Annotated in this window: 16 protein-coding genes; 7 read left to right on the top strand and 9 right to left on the bottom strand. The window is 70.9% G+C overall.

Going from position 1 to position 13,449, the window contains the following annotated elements; all coding sequences use genetic code 11:
• Positions 1–351: 351 nt before the first annotated feature.
• Entirely contained in the window at positions 352–993 is a 642-nt protein-coding gene (locus ACGFW5_RS34975; protein ID WP_393838393.1) for a DNA-3-methyladenine glycosylase, read from the bottom strand.
• A 95-nt stretch (positions 994–1,088) separates the two neighbouring features.
• Between ACGFW5_RS34975 and ACGFW5_RS34970 the strand changes: the two genes are divergently transcribed.
• The 3 genes from ACGFW5_RS34970 to ACGFW5_RS34960 all read left to right on the top strand — a co-directional run bounded on the left by ACGFW5_RS34970 (position 1,089) and on the right by ACGFW5_RS34960 (position 3,178).
• Complete coding sequence (locus ACGFW5_RS34970; RefSeq protein WP_393838392.1) at positions 1,089–1,871, top strand: sporulation protein; 783 nt, start codon at positions 1,089–1,091, stop codon at positions 1,869–1,871.
• 73 nt (positions 1,872–1,944) lie between these two features.
• Positions 1,945–2,481 (top strand): YbhB/YbcL family Raf kinase inhibitor-like protein, encoded by a 537-nt coding sequence (locus ACGFW5_RS34965; protein WP_393838391.1) that lies wholly within the window; start codon positions 1,945–1,947, stop codon positions 2,479–2,481.
• Positions 2,482–2,662: 181 nt separating this feature from the next.
• Positions 2,663–3,178 (top strand): HNH endonuclease, encoded by a 516-nt coding sequence (locus ACGFW5_RS34960; RefSeq protein WP_393838390.1) that lies wholly within the window; start codon positions 2,663–2,665, stop codon positions 3,176–3,178.
• Between the two features lie 74 nt (positions 3,179–3,252).
• Here ACGFW5_RS34960 and ACGFW5_RS34955 read toward each other — a convergent pair whose 3' ends face one another.
• The 4 genes from ACGFW5_RS34955 to ACGFW5_RS34940 all read right to left on the bottom strand — a co-directional run bounded on the left by ACGFW5_RS34955 (position 3,253) and on the right by ACGFW5_RS34940 (position 6,471).
• A complete protein-coding gene (locus ACGFW5_RS34955; protein WP_393838389.1) occupies positions 3,253–4,026 on the bottom strand; it encodes a sulfite exporter TauE/SafE family protein in 774 nt (257 codons plus the stop codon).
• Between the two features lie 93 nt (positions 4,027–4,119).
• On the bottom strand, positions 4,120–5,070 hold the full coding sequence (locus ACGFW5_RS34950; RefSeq protein WP_393838388.1) for an SPFH domain-containing protein: 951 nt from the start codon (positions 5,068–5,070) through the stop codon (positions 4,120–4,122).
• Between the two features lie 133 nt (positions 5,071–5,203).
• Entirely contained in the window at positions 5,204–5,632 is a 429-nt protein-coding gene (locus ACGFW5_RS34945) for an NfeD family protein (RefSeq protein ID WP_393838387.1), read from the bottom strand.
• A gap of 47 nt (positions 5,633–5,679) precedes the next feature.
• Positions 5,680–6,471: an ABC transporter ATP-binding protein gene (locus tag ACGFW5_RS34940; RefSeq protein ID WP_393838386.1), complete on the bottom strand. Its 792-nt coding sequence runs from the start codon at positions 6,469–6,471 to the stop codon at positions 5,680–5,682.
• Between the two features lie 255 nt (positions 6,472–6,726).
• Here ACGFW5_RS34940 and ACGFW5_RS34935 point away from each other — a divergent pair, with 255 nt between their 5' ends.
• Positions 6,727–7,518, top strand: a complete 792-nt coding sequence (locus tag ACGFW5_RS34935) for a hypothetical protein (RefSeq protein ID WP_393838385.1) — start codon at positions 6,727–6,729, stop codon at positions 7,516–7,518.
• Positions 7,519–7,561: 43 nt separating this feature from the next.
• On the opposite strand, the gene ACGFW5_RS34930 is transcribed toward ACGFW5_RS34935, so the two are convergent.
• From ACGFW5_RS34930 to ACGFW5_RS34915, 4 genes are all read right to left on the bottom strand, one after another.
• Positions 7,562–7,717: a hypothetical protein gene (locus tag ACGFW5_RS34930; protein WP_393838384.1), complete on the bottom strand. Its 156-nt coding sequence runs from the start codon at positions 7,715–7,717 to the stop codon at positions 7,562–7,564.
• 407 nt (positions 7,718–8,124) lie between these two features.
• Positions 8,125–8,367 carry a chaplin gene (locus tag ACGFW5_RS34925; protein WP_393838383.1) on the bottom strand — a complete coding sequence of 81 codons (243 nt, stop codon included), beginning with the start codon at positions 8,365–8,367 and terminating at the stop codon, positions 8,125–8,127.
• A gap of 169 nt (positions 8,368–8,536) precedes the next feature.
• Positions 8,537–9,181, bottom strand: coding sequence for a response regulator (locus ACGFW5_RS34920; protein WP_393838382.1), 645 nt, complete (start codon positions 9,179–9,181; stop codon positions 8,537–8,539).
• Positions 9,174–10,358, bottom strand: coding sequence for a GAF domain-containing sensor histidine kinase (locus tag ACGFW5_RS34915; RefSeq protein WP_393838381.1), 1,185 nt, complete (start codon positions 10,356–10,358; stop codon positions 9,174–9,176). Before ACGFW5_RS34915 ends, ACGFW5_RS34920 begins: the two co-directional genes overlap by 8 nt.
• Positions 10,359–10,540: 182 nt before the next feature.
• On the opposite strand from ACGFW5_RS34915, the gene ACGFW5_RS34910 reads away from it, so the two are divergent.
• The 3 genes from ACGFW5_RS34910 to ACGFW5_RS34900 all read left to right on the top strand — a co-directional run bounded on the left by ACGFW5_RS34910 (position 10,541) and on the right by ACGFW5_RS34900 (position 13,281).
• On the top strand, positions 10,541–11,263 hold the full coding sequence (locus ACGFW5_RS34910; protein ID WP_393838380.1) for an SDR family NAD(P)-dependent oxidoreductase: 723 nt from the start codon (positions 10,541–10,543) through the stop codon (positions 11,261–11,263).
• Positions 11,260–12,339, top strand: coding sequence for an S-adenosylmethionine:tRNA ribosyltransferase-isomerase (locus ACGFW5_RS34905; protein WP_393838379.1), 1,080 nt, complete (start codon positions 11,260–11,262; stop codon positions 12,337–12,339). The genes ACGFW5_RS34910 and ACGFW5_RS34905 overlap by 4 nt, the downstream gene beginning before the upstream one ends.
• A gap of 270 nt (positions 12,340–12,609) precedes the next feature.
• The gene (locus tag ACGFW5_RS34900; RefSeq protein WP_393838378.1) at positions 12,610–13,281 is read left to right on the top strand and encodes a transglycosylase SLT domain-containing protein; all 672 of its coding nucleotides are present in this window, start codon (positions 12,610–12,612) and stop codon (positions 13,279–13,281) included.
• The last annotated feature ends 168 nt before the right edge of the window (positions 13,282–13,449 follow it).

Below are 13,449 nucleotides of genomic sequence, written 5' to 3'. Positions count from 1 at the left end.
TTCTCAAGGAACGGACGCTTCCTTTGTACTCACCCTCTCGGGCTTTCCTCCGGGCGCTTCCCTTCGGTATTTCGTGTTTCCGACTCTATCAGACTTTTTCGTGTCCGCTTCCCCGTCGAATTGGGGTTCGCTTCGAGTTCTTCGCTTTCGCGTTTCCCTCTCGGCGTGTCCACTACTTTAGCGGGTTTCCCCGGCTCTTCATAATCGAGTCATTCGAGTTCGAATTTCGGCACGCCAAAATTCATACCCGTTGGGGTTCGATCGAAGGGAGTGGATGACCGCTCGGGGTTGCTGAACAGCAGGGCCCGTGTCAAGCGGCTCGGGCTACGTTAGGCGCCCCTTGAGGCCGAGTCAAGTTCGGCGCTTGCGGGGCTGATGGGCGCGGTACGGGCTCACCGTCGGGTCGTCCGAGATCCAAAAACGCCACGGGTGCGGGGCCCCGTCGCCGCCCACGCCGGTGCGCGGACCGCTGCGTACCTGGTCGGGTCGCGGCGGGGTGCCCGTAAGGACCGAAAGAGGTGACTCGGGACCGGCGCAGACGTCCGTACCGTTCAGGTGCCGGTTCACGTCGAGGGCGGTGGCCAGCCGGGCAGGGCCTTTGGCCAGTTCCTTGTCGTGGCGGGCCGAGAGTCGACGGGGCCGGGCCAGGTCGGAGCCCACCCGGATCTCCCCGGCCCTGAGCAGAACACCGCTCGCCTCTCCTTCGGGGCCGCACACCAGGTTGAGGCAGTGCCACATGCCGTACGTGAAGTAGACGTACGCGTGTCCGGGCGGACCGAACATCACGTCGTTGCGGGGTGTGCGGCCACGGAAGGCGTGTGAGCCCGGGTCGTTCGGGCCGTCGTAGGCCTCGACCTCCGTGAGCCGGACCTCAAGGGGTCCGTGCGGAGTGAGACGCACCAGTGTGCGGCCCAGAAGATCGGGGGCGACCTCCAGGACAGGGCGGTCGAAGAAGTCCCGGGGCAGTGGCGTACGTTCGGTGGCCGTGATCATGCCGTACGAGCGTACTTGACGACCGGAGGGAACCGGCGGGCGTCATCCCACGTTCGTAGGGGTCGAGATCGAGCGCATTCATGGGAAGGACTGGCATGGGGTTCAAGCGGCTGCTGGCGAGCTTGGGGGCGGGCGGGGCGTCGGTGGAGACCGAGCTCACCGAGGCCAATGTGGTGCCGGGCGGGGTGGTCCAGGGCGAGGTGCGGATCCAGGGCGGCTCGGTCGACCAGCGGATCGAGGGGCTTTCGGTGGGGCTTCAGGCCCGCGTCGAGGTCGAGGGCGGCGAGCACGAGCACAAGCAGGACATCGAGTTCACCAAGGTGCGGCTCGGCGGGGCCTTCGAGGTGCGGGCCGGCGCCGTGCACGTGGTGCCGTTCGGGCTTGAGATTCCGTGGGAGACGCCGGTCACGACGATCGACGGGCAGCCGCTGCGGGGCATGCACATCGGGGTGACGACGGAGCTGGAGATCGCCCGCGCGCTCGACTCGGGCGACCTGGACCAGGTGCACGTGCACCCGCTTCCCGCGCAGCAGGCCATCCTCGACGCGTTCATCCGGCTCGGGTTCCGCTTCAAGAGCGCGGACATGGAGAAGGGGCACATCCGCGGGACGCGACAGCGGCTGCCCTTCTACCAGGAGATCGAGTTCCACGCGCCGGCGCAGTACCGGGGTCTGAACCAGGTGGAGCTGACGTTCGTCGCGGACGACCGCGAGATGGACGTGATCCTGGAGATGGACAAGAAGCCCGGCCTGTTCACCGAGGGCAGTGACTCCTACCGTTCGTTCCAGGTCGGCCTGCGCGACTTCCAGGGAACCGACTGGGCGGCGTACCTCAATCAGTGGCTTGCCGAGGTCGGCGGGCGGCGTAACTGGTTCTAGGGGCGGGCGCGCGGACCCCCTAGGCTCTGTTGCACCAGTTGATCCAGTTGATGCCGAATCAGGAGGTGCCGACGTGAGCGAGCTCAAGAGGCCGCCGCTTCCCCACGACTTCCACCCCGAGGTGCCGTCGTTCACCGTGGTGAGCGAGGACGTCGAGCCGGGTGCCGTGCTCAAGGACGCCCAGGTCCACGCGGCCGGGAACACCTCACCGCAGCTGCGGTGGGAGGGTTTCCCGGCGGGGACCAAGAGCTTCGCTGTGACGTGCTTCGATCCCGACGCGCCGACGGGCAGCGGGTTCTGGCACTGGTCGGTGTTCGACATTCCGGCGTCGGTGACCGAGCTGCCCGCGGGAGCGGGCAGCGGGAAGTTCGAAGGGCTGCCGGCCGGCGCGGTGCAGGTGCGCAACGACTACGGGTCGAAGGACTTCGGCGGCGCCGCGCCGCCCGCCGGGGAGACGCACCGGTACGTCTTCACGGTGTACGCGGTCGACACCGAGAAGCTGGGTCCCGACGCCGAGGCCTCGCCCGCCGCGGTCGGCTTCAATCTGCGGTTCCACACGCTCGGGCGGGCACAGCTCATCGGTGAGTACACGGCACCCGCCGAGAGCTGATCGTTCGTTTTCCGTTTGCCCTGCCCTGGTCTTGGAGAGATCAGGGCAGGGCATTTTTCTGTTGCCGGGGCCGAAGGGTCGCTCGGGCGGCACGGAATATTGCGTTGTCCATCGTGGCGAGCCCGGCCAGAGTTGATCCAAGCCCGCCAGGGAGTGGGCCGGCACTACGGAGGTGGGCACGATGAGGGACACGCTGGTACTGAACGCGAGCTTCGAGCCGCTGTCGACGGTGACGCTCAACCGTGCCGTGGTGCTGGTGCTTCAGGACAAGGCCGTCGTCGAACAGTCCCATCCCGGTCTGCGAGTGCGTGCGGCCGCCGTCGACCTGCCGGTGCCGCGGGTGATCCGGCTGTGCAGATACGTACGGGTGCCCTTCCGAAGACAGGCTCCGTGGTCGAGACGGGGGGTGCTGATCAGGGACCAGCACCGGTGCGCCTACTGCGGGCGGCGCGCCACGACGGTGGACCACGTGGTGCCACGGGCGCAGGGCGGCCGGGACGGCTGGCTGAACACGGTGGCGTCCTGCGCCGAGGACAACCACCGCAAGGCGGACCGTACGCCGGAGGAGGCGGGGATGCCGCTGCTGCGTCAGCCCTTCATTCCGTCGCCCGCCGACGCGATGCTGCTGGCGATGGCGGCCGGTGACCGCTCCGAGCTGCCCGCGTGGCTCGCTTCGGGGGCCGTGCCGGCCGCGTAGTACACGGATCGGCTGCCGGTGAGGAGCCCGCCTTCGGGACGAGGGCGGGCTTGTTCGTGTGGCGCGTACGGCCGTTATTTCAGGGTCAGTTGGAGGATCGCGACGATGCCCACGGCGATGATCACCCCGCGCAGCACCGCGGGCCTGAGGCGACGGCCGATCTTGGCACCCAGCTGGCCTCCTATGGTCGAGCCGACGGCGATGAGCAGTACGGCGGTCCAGTCGAACTCGGCCACGAAGAGGAAGAAGACGGCGGCGATGCCGTTGACCACGGCGCCGAGGACGTTCTTGACGGCGTTGACGCGCTGGAGGTCGTCGGCCAGGAGCAGGCCCATCAGGGAGAGGTAGAGGACGCCCTGGGCGGCGCCGAAGTAGCCGCCGTACATGCTGGCGAGGAAGAGGCCGGCGAGGAGGGCGATGCCACCTTCGGGGTGGGCCTCGGTGCCGCGGGCCTCGCGGCGGCGCTTGATGACGGCGGCGATGCGCGGCTGGAACAGGACGAGGACGAGGGCCGCGCCGACCAGGACGGGCACGATCGCGTCGAACGACGAGGACGGCAGCGCGAGCAGCAGGATCGCCCCGGTCAGGCCGCCCAGGAGGGCGATGCCGCCGAGGCGGAGCACGCGGCGGGTCTGGCCGCGCAGTTCGTGGCGGTAGCCGATGGCTCCGCTGATGGAGCCGGGTACGAGGCCGAGTGCGTTGGACACGTTGGCCGTGATCGGGGGGAGTCCGGTCGCCAGCAGCACGGGGAAGGTGAACAGCGTGCCTGATCCGACGATCGTGTTGATGGTGCCCGCGCCGATGCCGGCCGCGAAGACCGCGAGTGCTTCCCAGATGGACAAGGCCATCTCCTTACACGTTCAGTGAGTCGCCTCCCCGCCATGGAGGTCGAGGGGCCGCACTGATCATGCATGAACGGTGTACGGGGCAGTCAACTGCGGTCAGTCGACGGGGGGTTCCTCGCGGCGCTCGGCGGGAGCCTTGCCGGAGGAGCCGCCGGTGTTGAACCCGGGCATGCCGCCGCCGAGGTTGCCGAAGGCTCCCGAGAGGCCCTTGAGTGCGTCGCCGATCTCGCTGGGCACGATCCACAGCTTGTTGGCGTCGCCTTCGGCGATCTTCGGGAGCATCTGGAGGTACTGGTAGGAGAGCAGCTTCTGGTCGGGGTCGCCCGCGTGGATGGACTCGAAGACCGTACGGATGGCCTGGGCCTCGCCCTCGGCGCGCAGGGCGGCCGCCTTGGCCTCACCTTCGGCGCGCAGGATCGCGGACTGCTTCTCACCCTCGGCGCGCAGGATCTCCGACTGCCGTACACCTTCGGCCTGGAGGATCGCGGCGCGCTTGTCGCGGTCGGCGCGCATCTGCTTCTCCATCGAGTCCTGGATGGAGGTGGGCGGCTCGATGGCCTTGAGCTCGACGCGGTTGACGCGGATGCCCCACTTGCCGGTGGCCTCGTCGAGGACGCCGCGCAGGGCGGCGTTGATCTCCTCGCGGGAGGTCAGGGTCCGCTCCAGGTCCATGCCGCCGATGATGTTGCGCAGGGTGGTGACGGTGAGCTGTTCGATGGCCTGGATGTAGCTGGCGACTTCGTAGGTGGCGGCCCGGGCGTCGGTCACCTGGTAGTAGATGACGGTGTCGATGTTGACGACCAGGTTGTCCTGGGTGATCACCGGCTGGGGCGGGAAGGGCACGACCTGCTCGCGCAGGTCGATGCGGTTGCGGATCGAGTCGATGAACGGGACGACGATGTTCAGGCCCGCGTTCAACGTCCGCGTGTAGCGGCCGAAGCGCTCCACGATGGCGGCGCTGGCCTGCGGGATCACCTGGATGGTCTTGATCAGGGCGATGAAGACCAGCACCACCAGAATGACCAGGACGATGATGATCGGTTGCATCGCTTACCCCCGTGCCCTTCTTGCTCTCGTCTTGCTCTCGTCTTGCATGCGTCTTGCTGCGTCCTGCTTGCGTCCTGCTGCGGACGGCCCCGGAAACGTTGGTGGTCACCGGACTTGATGATCCTGGCATGGTTCACATGACGATGGCAGTGGCTCCGTCGATCTCGACGACGTCGACCTGGTGGCCGGGCTCGAACACCTGCTCCGTGTCCAGCGCGCGGGCCGACCAGACCTCGCCCGCGAGCTTGATCCGGCCGCCCTGGGCGTCGACCCGTTCCAGGACCATGGCCTGACGGCCTTTCAACGCATCGGTACCGGTGGCGAGTTGGGGGCGTTGGGTGCGGTGGCGGGCGGCGATGGGGCGTACGACGCCGATGAGTGCGACCGAGACGACCACGAAGAGCAGCACCTGCGCGACGGTGCCGAGACCCAGACTCGCGCCGATGGCGGCGGCGATCGCGCCGGCCGCCAGCATGCCGAACTCGGGCATGGTGGTCAGGACGAGGGGAATGCCGAGCCCCGCCGCGACCACCAGCCACCACACCCATGCCTCGATGTCCACCAGGTCATGGTAGGTGCGTGCGCCCCCTCACCGACAGGGCGCGAAGGTCAGCCGAGCGGGAGGCCCGTCGCGGTGTAGCGGTCGCCGCGGTGCTCGACGAGCAGCGGGAGACCGAAGCAGAGGGAGAGGTTGCGGGAGGTGAGCTCGGTCTCCATGGGGCCGGCGGCGAGCACCTTGCCCTGGCGGATCATCAGGACGTGGGTGAAACCGGGGGCGATCTCCTCGACGTGGTGCGTCACCATGATCATCGAGGGTGCGTACGGGTCGCGGGCGAGCCGGCCCAGGCGCCTGACCAGGTCCTCGCGGCCACCGAGGTCGAGACCGGCGGCGGGCTCGTCAAGGAGCAGGAGCTCGGGGTCGGTCATCATGGCGCGGGCGATCAGGGTGCGCTTGCGCTCGCCCTCGGAGAGCGTGCCGAACTTGCGGTCAAGGAAGTCGGTCATGCCGAGGCGGTCGAGGAAGGCGCGGGCGCGGTCCTCGTCGACGGCGTCGTACTGCTCCTGCCAGGTGGCCGTCATGCCGTACGCGGCGGTGAGCACCGTCTGGAGCACGGTCTGGCGCTTGGGGAGCTTGTCAGCCATGGCGACGCCCGCCATGCCGATGCGCGGGCGCATCTCGAACACGTCGACCTTGCCGAGCTGTTCGCCGAGGATCTTGGCGGTGCCGGTGCTCGGGAAGAGGTAGCTGGAGGCGATGTTGAGGAGGGTGGTCTTGCCGGCGCCGTTGGGGCCGAGGATGACCCAGCGCTCGCCTTCCTTGACCGACCAGGAGACGTCGTCCACCAGAGCGCGTCCGTCGCGGACCACGGATACGTCCACCAGCTCCAGTACATCGCTCATGAGCGCGTTGTCTCCCCATGCCATCGTCTTGAGTTCGCGAGTGCGGTGCGGGGTGCGCCGGTGGGCGCGGTCCCCAGGGAAAACCTACGCCACTGGCGAAGTGATCCCGCCTCTAGGGTCTGCCCGGCGGATCCGGTCGCCGCCGAGGTGCGCCTGCTTCGAGGCGCCGGCTTCGAGCGCAGGGGCGCGTGTTCCGGGTCAGGATCTGCCGGACGGGCCCTGGGGCGGGCCCGCGGGGTTCCTTAGGGTGGAGGGATGTTCTCGGAACCACGTTCAGGTCGGCTGGCCGCATGGGGTAATGCCCTGTTGGCCGGAAATGTCTCGCCGGACGACGCGGCGCTCGCGATCGTCGGGGACGACGCGGTGCATCGCGTGGAAGGGCTGCCGGGGGAATCCACGCCGGTGGGACTCACGCTGGCGCTCGGCCGGCTGCGCGCCCTGGGTGTGCGCGGCTGGCGGGTGGCGCTCCCGGTGGCGGGGCATCCGCTCGGGCTCAGCGGTCCCGCGGAGTTCAACGCGCGGGCCCTCGTGGCCGAGGAGGCGGTGGTGGGCTTCGGGGCGCCGTACGGGCTCGTGCCCGAGCTGTACGAGGCGGGGCCCGCGGGGGACGTGCACGCGGAGGTGGTCTGGCACTGCCTGGCGGTACGGGAGGCGCCGCCCGCGGACGTGCCCTCGCTCGGCGAGGCGGAGCGGGAGCTCGCGGAGGCGCTGCGTGATGCGACGGCCGCGCTGACCCGGCTCGACGTCGCGGGGTCGGGCCCGGCCGCCGCGGCGGCCATCGACGCGTACCGGGCGCGGGCCGAGGGGCCCGACGAGGAGGTACTGGCGCCGGGGTACCCGCCGCGCGCGGTGCGGGTACTGGAGCTGGCCCGGCGGGTGGGCCTCCTGGTGTCGCTCGCGTACGGGAGTGGGCACGGGGGCGCGGTGAGCGCTTCGGAGATGACGGCGCGAGGGGAGGCGCTGCGGCCGGTGGAGCGGGTGGCTCGGCGGGCGCGGGTTGCGGCGTACAACGCGTATGTGGAGGAGAGCGAGCGAAAGCGAGGCTGACCTCTGGCCCAGACCCCGTTCGCGCCATGAAGCTAGCTCGTCCTCAAGCGCCGGACGGGCTGAGGATGTCCATGCGGGCCCGCGCCGGGCAGCCCGCCGGGCCGAGGATGTCCATGCGGGCCCGCGCCGAGCAGCCCGGCAGGCCGAGGATGCGCATGCGGGTCCGCGCCGAGCAGCCCGCCGGGCCGAGGGTGTCCATGCGGGTCGGCACCAGCCCTGCCAGGGGCGCGGGGAACTGCGCGACCAGCCACGCACGGCCAGCATCCGAAAGCCGAGGGACCCTGGGGCTCCGCCCCAGACCCCGAACGCGCCTGAACGGCGCTCGTCCTCAAACGCCGGACGGGCTGAAGATGCCCATGCAGGCCCGCACCGGACAGCCCGGCCGGCTGAAGATGCCGATGCACGGCCGCACCGGGCAGCCCGCCGGGCTGAGGATGTCCGTGCTGGCCGGCACCTAGCAGCCCGCCGGGCCAAGGATGCGTATGCGGGCCCGCACCGCCAGGGGCGCGGGGAACTGCGCAGAGCTGGCCCCGCCCGGGGCGGGCGGGGGGGGTTGGGTGTTCCGGCCCCGGGCGAACCCGGGGTCGGGGTGCACGGCGGGGGCGGTCAGAAGTTGGAGGTTCCGTTTCCGAAGGCGGGGTTGAGAACGCCGATCACGTCGACCGTGTTGCCCGTGGCGTTCACCGGCACATGCACCGGCACCTGGACCAGGTTGCCGGAGACGACGCCCGGGGAGCGCTCGGCCTTGCCGTCGGCCTGGGCCCCGCCGTGGGCGGAGGCGGCGCCGGTCGCGGCGGCGAGGGCGCCGCCGGCGAGCACGGTGACGGCGAGAGCCTTGTTGAGCTTCATGGTGTGGTTCCTCCTGGTCGTCGCCGCGACCAACCGCCGCGGCATGCCATGGAGAACGCCCCGCACCCCCGGGGGATGCGCCGTGTGGGTGACATTTACACGACGGTATGAATCTCGCACCGGAACCTGACGGTCCGCTCTCGGCCCCCTTGCCCCCCTGTACCCCGGGTCAGCCGCTCACCCCGTGCCGTACGGCCCACAGCGCGGCCTGGGTGCGGTCGGCCAGGTCCAGTTTCATCAGGATGTTCGAGACGTGCGTCTTGACGGTCTTCTCGGACAGCACGAGGTGGCGGGCGATCTCCCGGTTGGAGCGGCCGTCGGCGATCAGCGCCAGGACCTCCTTCTCCCGTTCGGTCAGCGTCGTGCCGCGCCCGGTGCCGCCGTGTCCGTCGTCCTGGCTGAGCAGGGCGCCCGCGACCTCCGCCTGAAGCAGTACGTGCCCGGCGTGCACCGAGCGGATCGCTCCGGCCAGCGCGTCGGGGTCGACGTCCTTGTACACATAGCCGCGGGCGCCGGCGCGCAGGGCGGGGACCACGGTGCGCTGTTCGGTGAAGCTGGTGACGATGAGGACCCGCGCGGGGTTGGCGAGCTCGCGGAGCTTGCGCAGGGCCTCGATGCCGTCCGTGCCCGGCATCTTCACGTCCATCAGGACGACGTCCGGCTTCAGCTCCTCGGCGCGGGCCACGCCCTCGGCGCCGTCGGACGCCTCGCCCACCACTTCTATGTCGTCCTGCACTTCGAGGAACGTGCGCAGACCGCGGCGGACCACCTGGTGGTCGTCCACGAGCAGGACCCTGATCACCTGGTCAGCCACCGGGGACCTCCATCTCGATCGTGGCGCCCTCGCCGGGCGCCGATTGCACGGTGAGCCTGCCACCGACGCCGCTCGCCCGGTGCCGCATCGAGACCAGCCCGAGGTGGCGCCCCGCGCGGCGGACCAGGCTCGGCTCGAAGCCCCGGCCGTTGTCGGTGATCCGCAGGACGGCGCCCTGGCCCCTGCGCTCAAGCACGACGTCGACGCGGCCCGCACCGGAGTGGCGCAGCGCGTTGTGCAGAGCCTCCTGGGCGACCCTCAGGAGGGCTTCCTCCTGGGCCGGCGGCAGGGCGCGCACGCCCAGGTTGTCGAAGGTGACGCGGGCCGCGTGGGCCCGGTCCAGGACCTGGATCTGGGTGCGCAGGGTGTGCGCCAGGCCGTCCTCCTCCAGGGCGGCAGGCCTCAACTCGACCACGGCGGCGCGCAGTTCGTCGGCGGCCTCGGCGGCGAGGGAGGCGACCTGCTGGAGCTCTCCCTTGGCGCGGGCCGGGTCGCGGTCGACGAGGGTGGCGGCCGCCTGGGCGGTCAGGCGGAGCGAGAAGAGCTTCTGGCTGACCGCGTCGTGCAGCTCATGGGCGAGCCGGGAGCGCTCCTCGGCGATGGTCAGCTCGCGGCTGCGCTCGTACAGGCGGGCGTTGGTGAGGGCGATCGCGGCGTGCTGGGCGAGCAGGCGCAGCAATTCCTCGTCGCGCTCGGTGAAGCCGCAGCCGCCCTCCGGTGCGCAGCAGCGCTTGTTGGCGAGGAAGAGGGCGCCCAGCGTCTCGTCGCCGTCGCGGATCGGCATGCCGAGGAAGTCGGACATGTCGGGGTGGGCGGACGGCCAGCCCTCGAAGCGGGGGTCCTTGCGCACGTCGGCCAGGCGCTCGGCCTTCTCGTCGTGGAGCATCGCGGCGAGGATGCCGTGCTGGCGCGGCAGCGGCCCGATCGCCCGCCACTGCTCGTCGCTGACGCCGTCGACCACGAACTGGGCGAAGCCGCCGTGGTCGTCGGGGACGCCGAGCGCCGCGTACTGCGCGTCGAGGAGTTCGCGGGCCGACGCGGTGATCGTCTTGAGGACGTCCCTGACCTCCAGGTGCCGGCTCATGGCGAGCAGGGCGGTGCTCACCGCGGCGAGACCCGCGCTCGGCGACGGGGTCTGCCCTGGTCCGGAGGGGTGCGCGGGGCGGGGACGGCTCATGTGGTCACCGTACCGGCGGGGTGTGACAGCGCGCCTCGGTCTGTGGACGGCCCCTGCTGGGTCGCGAGACCTAGGCCGAAGTGCCTCGCCGTCCCCTCCCCGCGTCCGAGGCGCCACCGCCGCGCCCGGCGCCACTGTGAACGCATCGAAGGACAGCTCGACGGAAACGGGAGTGGGACATCATGCCGGTTGCGATCATCACGGGGGCTTCCAAGGGGCTCGGCCGGGCTCTCGCCGGGGCGCTGGCCCAGCGGGGCTGGGACCTGGTCCTGGACGCCAGGACGGGGCCCGTACTTCAGGAGGCGGCGCGCGGGCTCGATGCGTACGGCACGCGGGTCGTGGCGCTGGCCGGGGACGTCACCGATGCCGGGCACCGGGCGGACCTGGTGGCTGCGGCGGGCGGGCTCGGCGGGCTCGACCTGCTGGTGAACAACGCCTCCGCGCTGGGCGCCGAGCCGCTTGTCCGCCTCGCGGAGCTGGATCTCGCGGGGCTGCGGGCGGCGCTGGAGACCAATGTGGTGGCGGCGCTCGGGCTCGTACAGGAGGCGCTGCCCCTGTTGCGGGAGTCGGCGGCGGGCTCGGTGGTCATGGTCAGTTCGGACGCGGCGGTCGAGGCGTACGAAACGTGGGGCGGATACGGGGCTTCGAAGGCGGCGCTCGACCGGCTTGCGGCGGTGCTCGGCGTGGAGGAGCCCGGCCTTCGGGTGTGGGCGGTGGACCCCGGCGACATGTGTACCGATCTGTACGCGGCGGCGGTGCCGGGGGACGACTCGGGGCGGCCGGAGCCCTCGGAGGCGGTCCCGGGGTTCCTGCGCCTGCTCGACGAGCGCCTGCCGGCCGGACGCTACAGCGCCCCCTCTCTGACACAGGCCTCGGCCGGGGCTGATGCGGGGGCGGCGCGATGACGGCGCCGATAGCGGTGCGGGTGCCCGACGAACTGCTCGCATCGGTGCCTGCCGAGGTGCGCGGGACGGGCCGGGACGACGTACGTCTGATGGTGTCGCGCGGCACGGACGTCACCCACCACGCCTTCCGTGACCTGGCCGGGCAGCTGCGCGCCGGTGACGTTCTGGTCGTCAACACCTCGCAGACGCTGCCGGCGGCGGTCGACGCCACGGTGCGGGGGCGGCCGGTGGTGGTGCACTTCTCCACCGCGGGTCCCGATGGGCGCTGGGCGGTGGAGCTGCGTACGCCGACGGCATCGGGCAGCACCGAGCGGCGTCCGGGGGACCGGGCGGGCACGGTCGTGACGCTGCCCGGCGCCCGGCGGCTCGTGCTCGACGCGCCGCTGAGCCCGGACCGGCTGTGGTGGGCGCGGGTGTCGGTGGCCGATGTGCCGGGGTTCATGCGCCGCCACGGCCGGCCCATCCGGTACTCCTACACCGAGCGGGACCAGCCGCTTGCCGCGTACCAGACGGTGTTCGCGCTGCCCGCGCCCGACGGGCTCGGCTCGGCGGAGATGCCGAGCGCGGCGCGGCCGTTCACGGTGGACCTGGTCGCGGAGCTGGTGCGGCGGGGTGTGCAGTTCGCGCCGGTCACGCTGCACACGGGGGTGGCATCGGCGGAGGCGCACGAGCCGCCGTATCCGGAGCGGTTCGCGGTGCCGGCGGCCACGGCCCGGCTGGTCAACGCGGCACGCAGCGGCGGCGGCAGGGTCGTGGCGGTGGGGACCACGGCGGTGCGGGCCCTGGAATCGGCGGCCGGGGCCGACCGGACGGTGCGGGAGGCGGCGGGCTGGACGGATCTCGTGGTGACCCCGCAGCGCGGGGTGCGGGTGGTGGACGGCCTGCTGACCGGCCTCCACGAGCCGGAGGCCTCGCACCTGCTGATGCTGGAGGCGATCGCGGGGCGGGCGGCGCTGGCCGCCGCCTACGACCAGGCGTTGAGCCGGCTCTACCTGTGGCACGAGTTCGGCGACGTCCACCTCATCCTCCCGGAGGAGAACCCTCACCCTGTGCATTGCTCCAGCAACGTGCGGTGAGACTGTTACGCCCTCGATGTGAGCCCGCGCATAGGACGCACATCACTTACGAAGCCGGTTAGTGGACGGATAAAGGCGGTGTGAGCCGCGTCTGCGTGGGTACGAGGCGACTTTCACGCGGGCGTGATCCACTACCTGGCTTCGTATGTAGCACCTTTGCCACCAGATTTTGCGGCCGCTAACAATGGCTCCCGTCGCACAGCACTGCGGCTCAACCGCCGCGGCGCTTCGGTGCGCCGTCCCCCGCCATTCGGAAGAGGTCCAACCGCCATGCCCGAGTCCAGCAACCCTGGTCACAGTCGTCTGAACAAGACGCACAAGATCTCGATTGCCGGTGTAGCCGCCCTTGGCGCCGCCGCTCTCGCTCTCACGGTTCTTCCGGGGACGGGCCAGTCGGGCAACGCCGTAGCTGCCGAGCCCGCCGCCTTCGCGGCGACCGTCGCCAGCACCAAGACGGTCTCGGAAAGCGTCTCCAAGCAGCACGCCACCGCGGACAAGCAGGCCAAGGACGCCGCGAAGGCCAAGGCCGTGGCGGACGCCAAGGCGAAGGCCGCCAACGAGGCGAAGAAGCGTGACGAGGCCGCCGCTGCCAGCCGCTCCGCCGCGCGCAAGCCCGTCTACGCCAACAACCTCGACGGCTGGATCCGCCAGGCGCTCGACATCATGAAGAGCAAGGGCATTCCGGGCACCTACGACGGTCTGCACCGCAACATCATGCGCGAGTCGACCGGCAACCCGAAGGCCATCAACGGCTGGGACATCAACGCCATCAACGGTGTCCCGTCGAAGGGCCTGCTCCAGGTCATCCCGCCGACGTTCGCCGCGTACCACGTGGCCGGTACGTCGTGGGACATCTACGACCCGGTCGCCAACATCACGGCCGCCGCCAACTACGCGGCCGACAAGTACGGCTCGATGGACAACGTCAACAGCGCCTACTGATCGTTCGGCGCGCGGGCGGGGATCCCGGCCGGCAGGAGACGCGAGAAGGGGGGGCCCCCCCGGGGGGGCGCCCCCCCCGCGCGGGGGGGGGGGGGTTCTTGCGCATGTCCACCCGCTCGTGGCGGCGCAGCAGGCGCCCCCCCACGAAGCCCAGAGCGATGCCGATGA

It is taken from the genome of Streptomyces sp. NPDC048416 (genome assembly GCF_043200435.1).
GTDB lineage: Bacteria > Actinomycetota > Actinomycetes > Streptomycetales > Streptomycetaceae > Streptomyces.
This window is presented reverse-complemented; position numbering and strand designations above follow the sequence as displayed.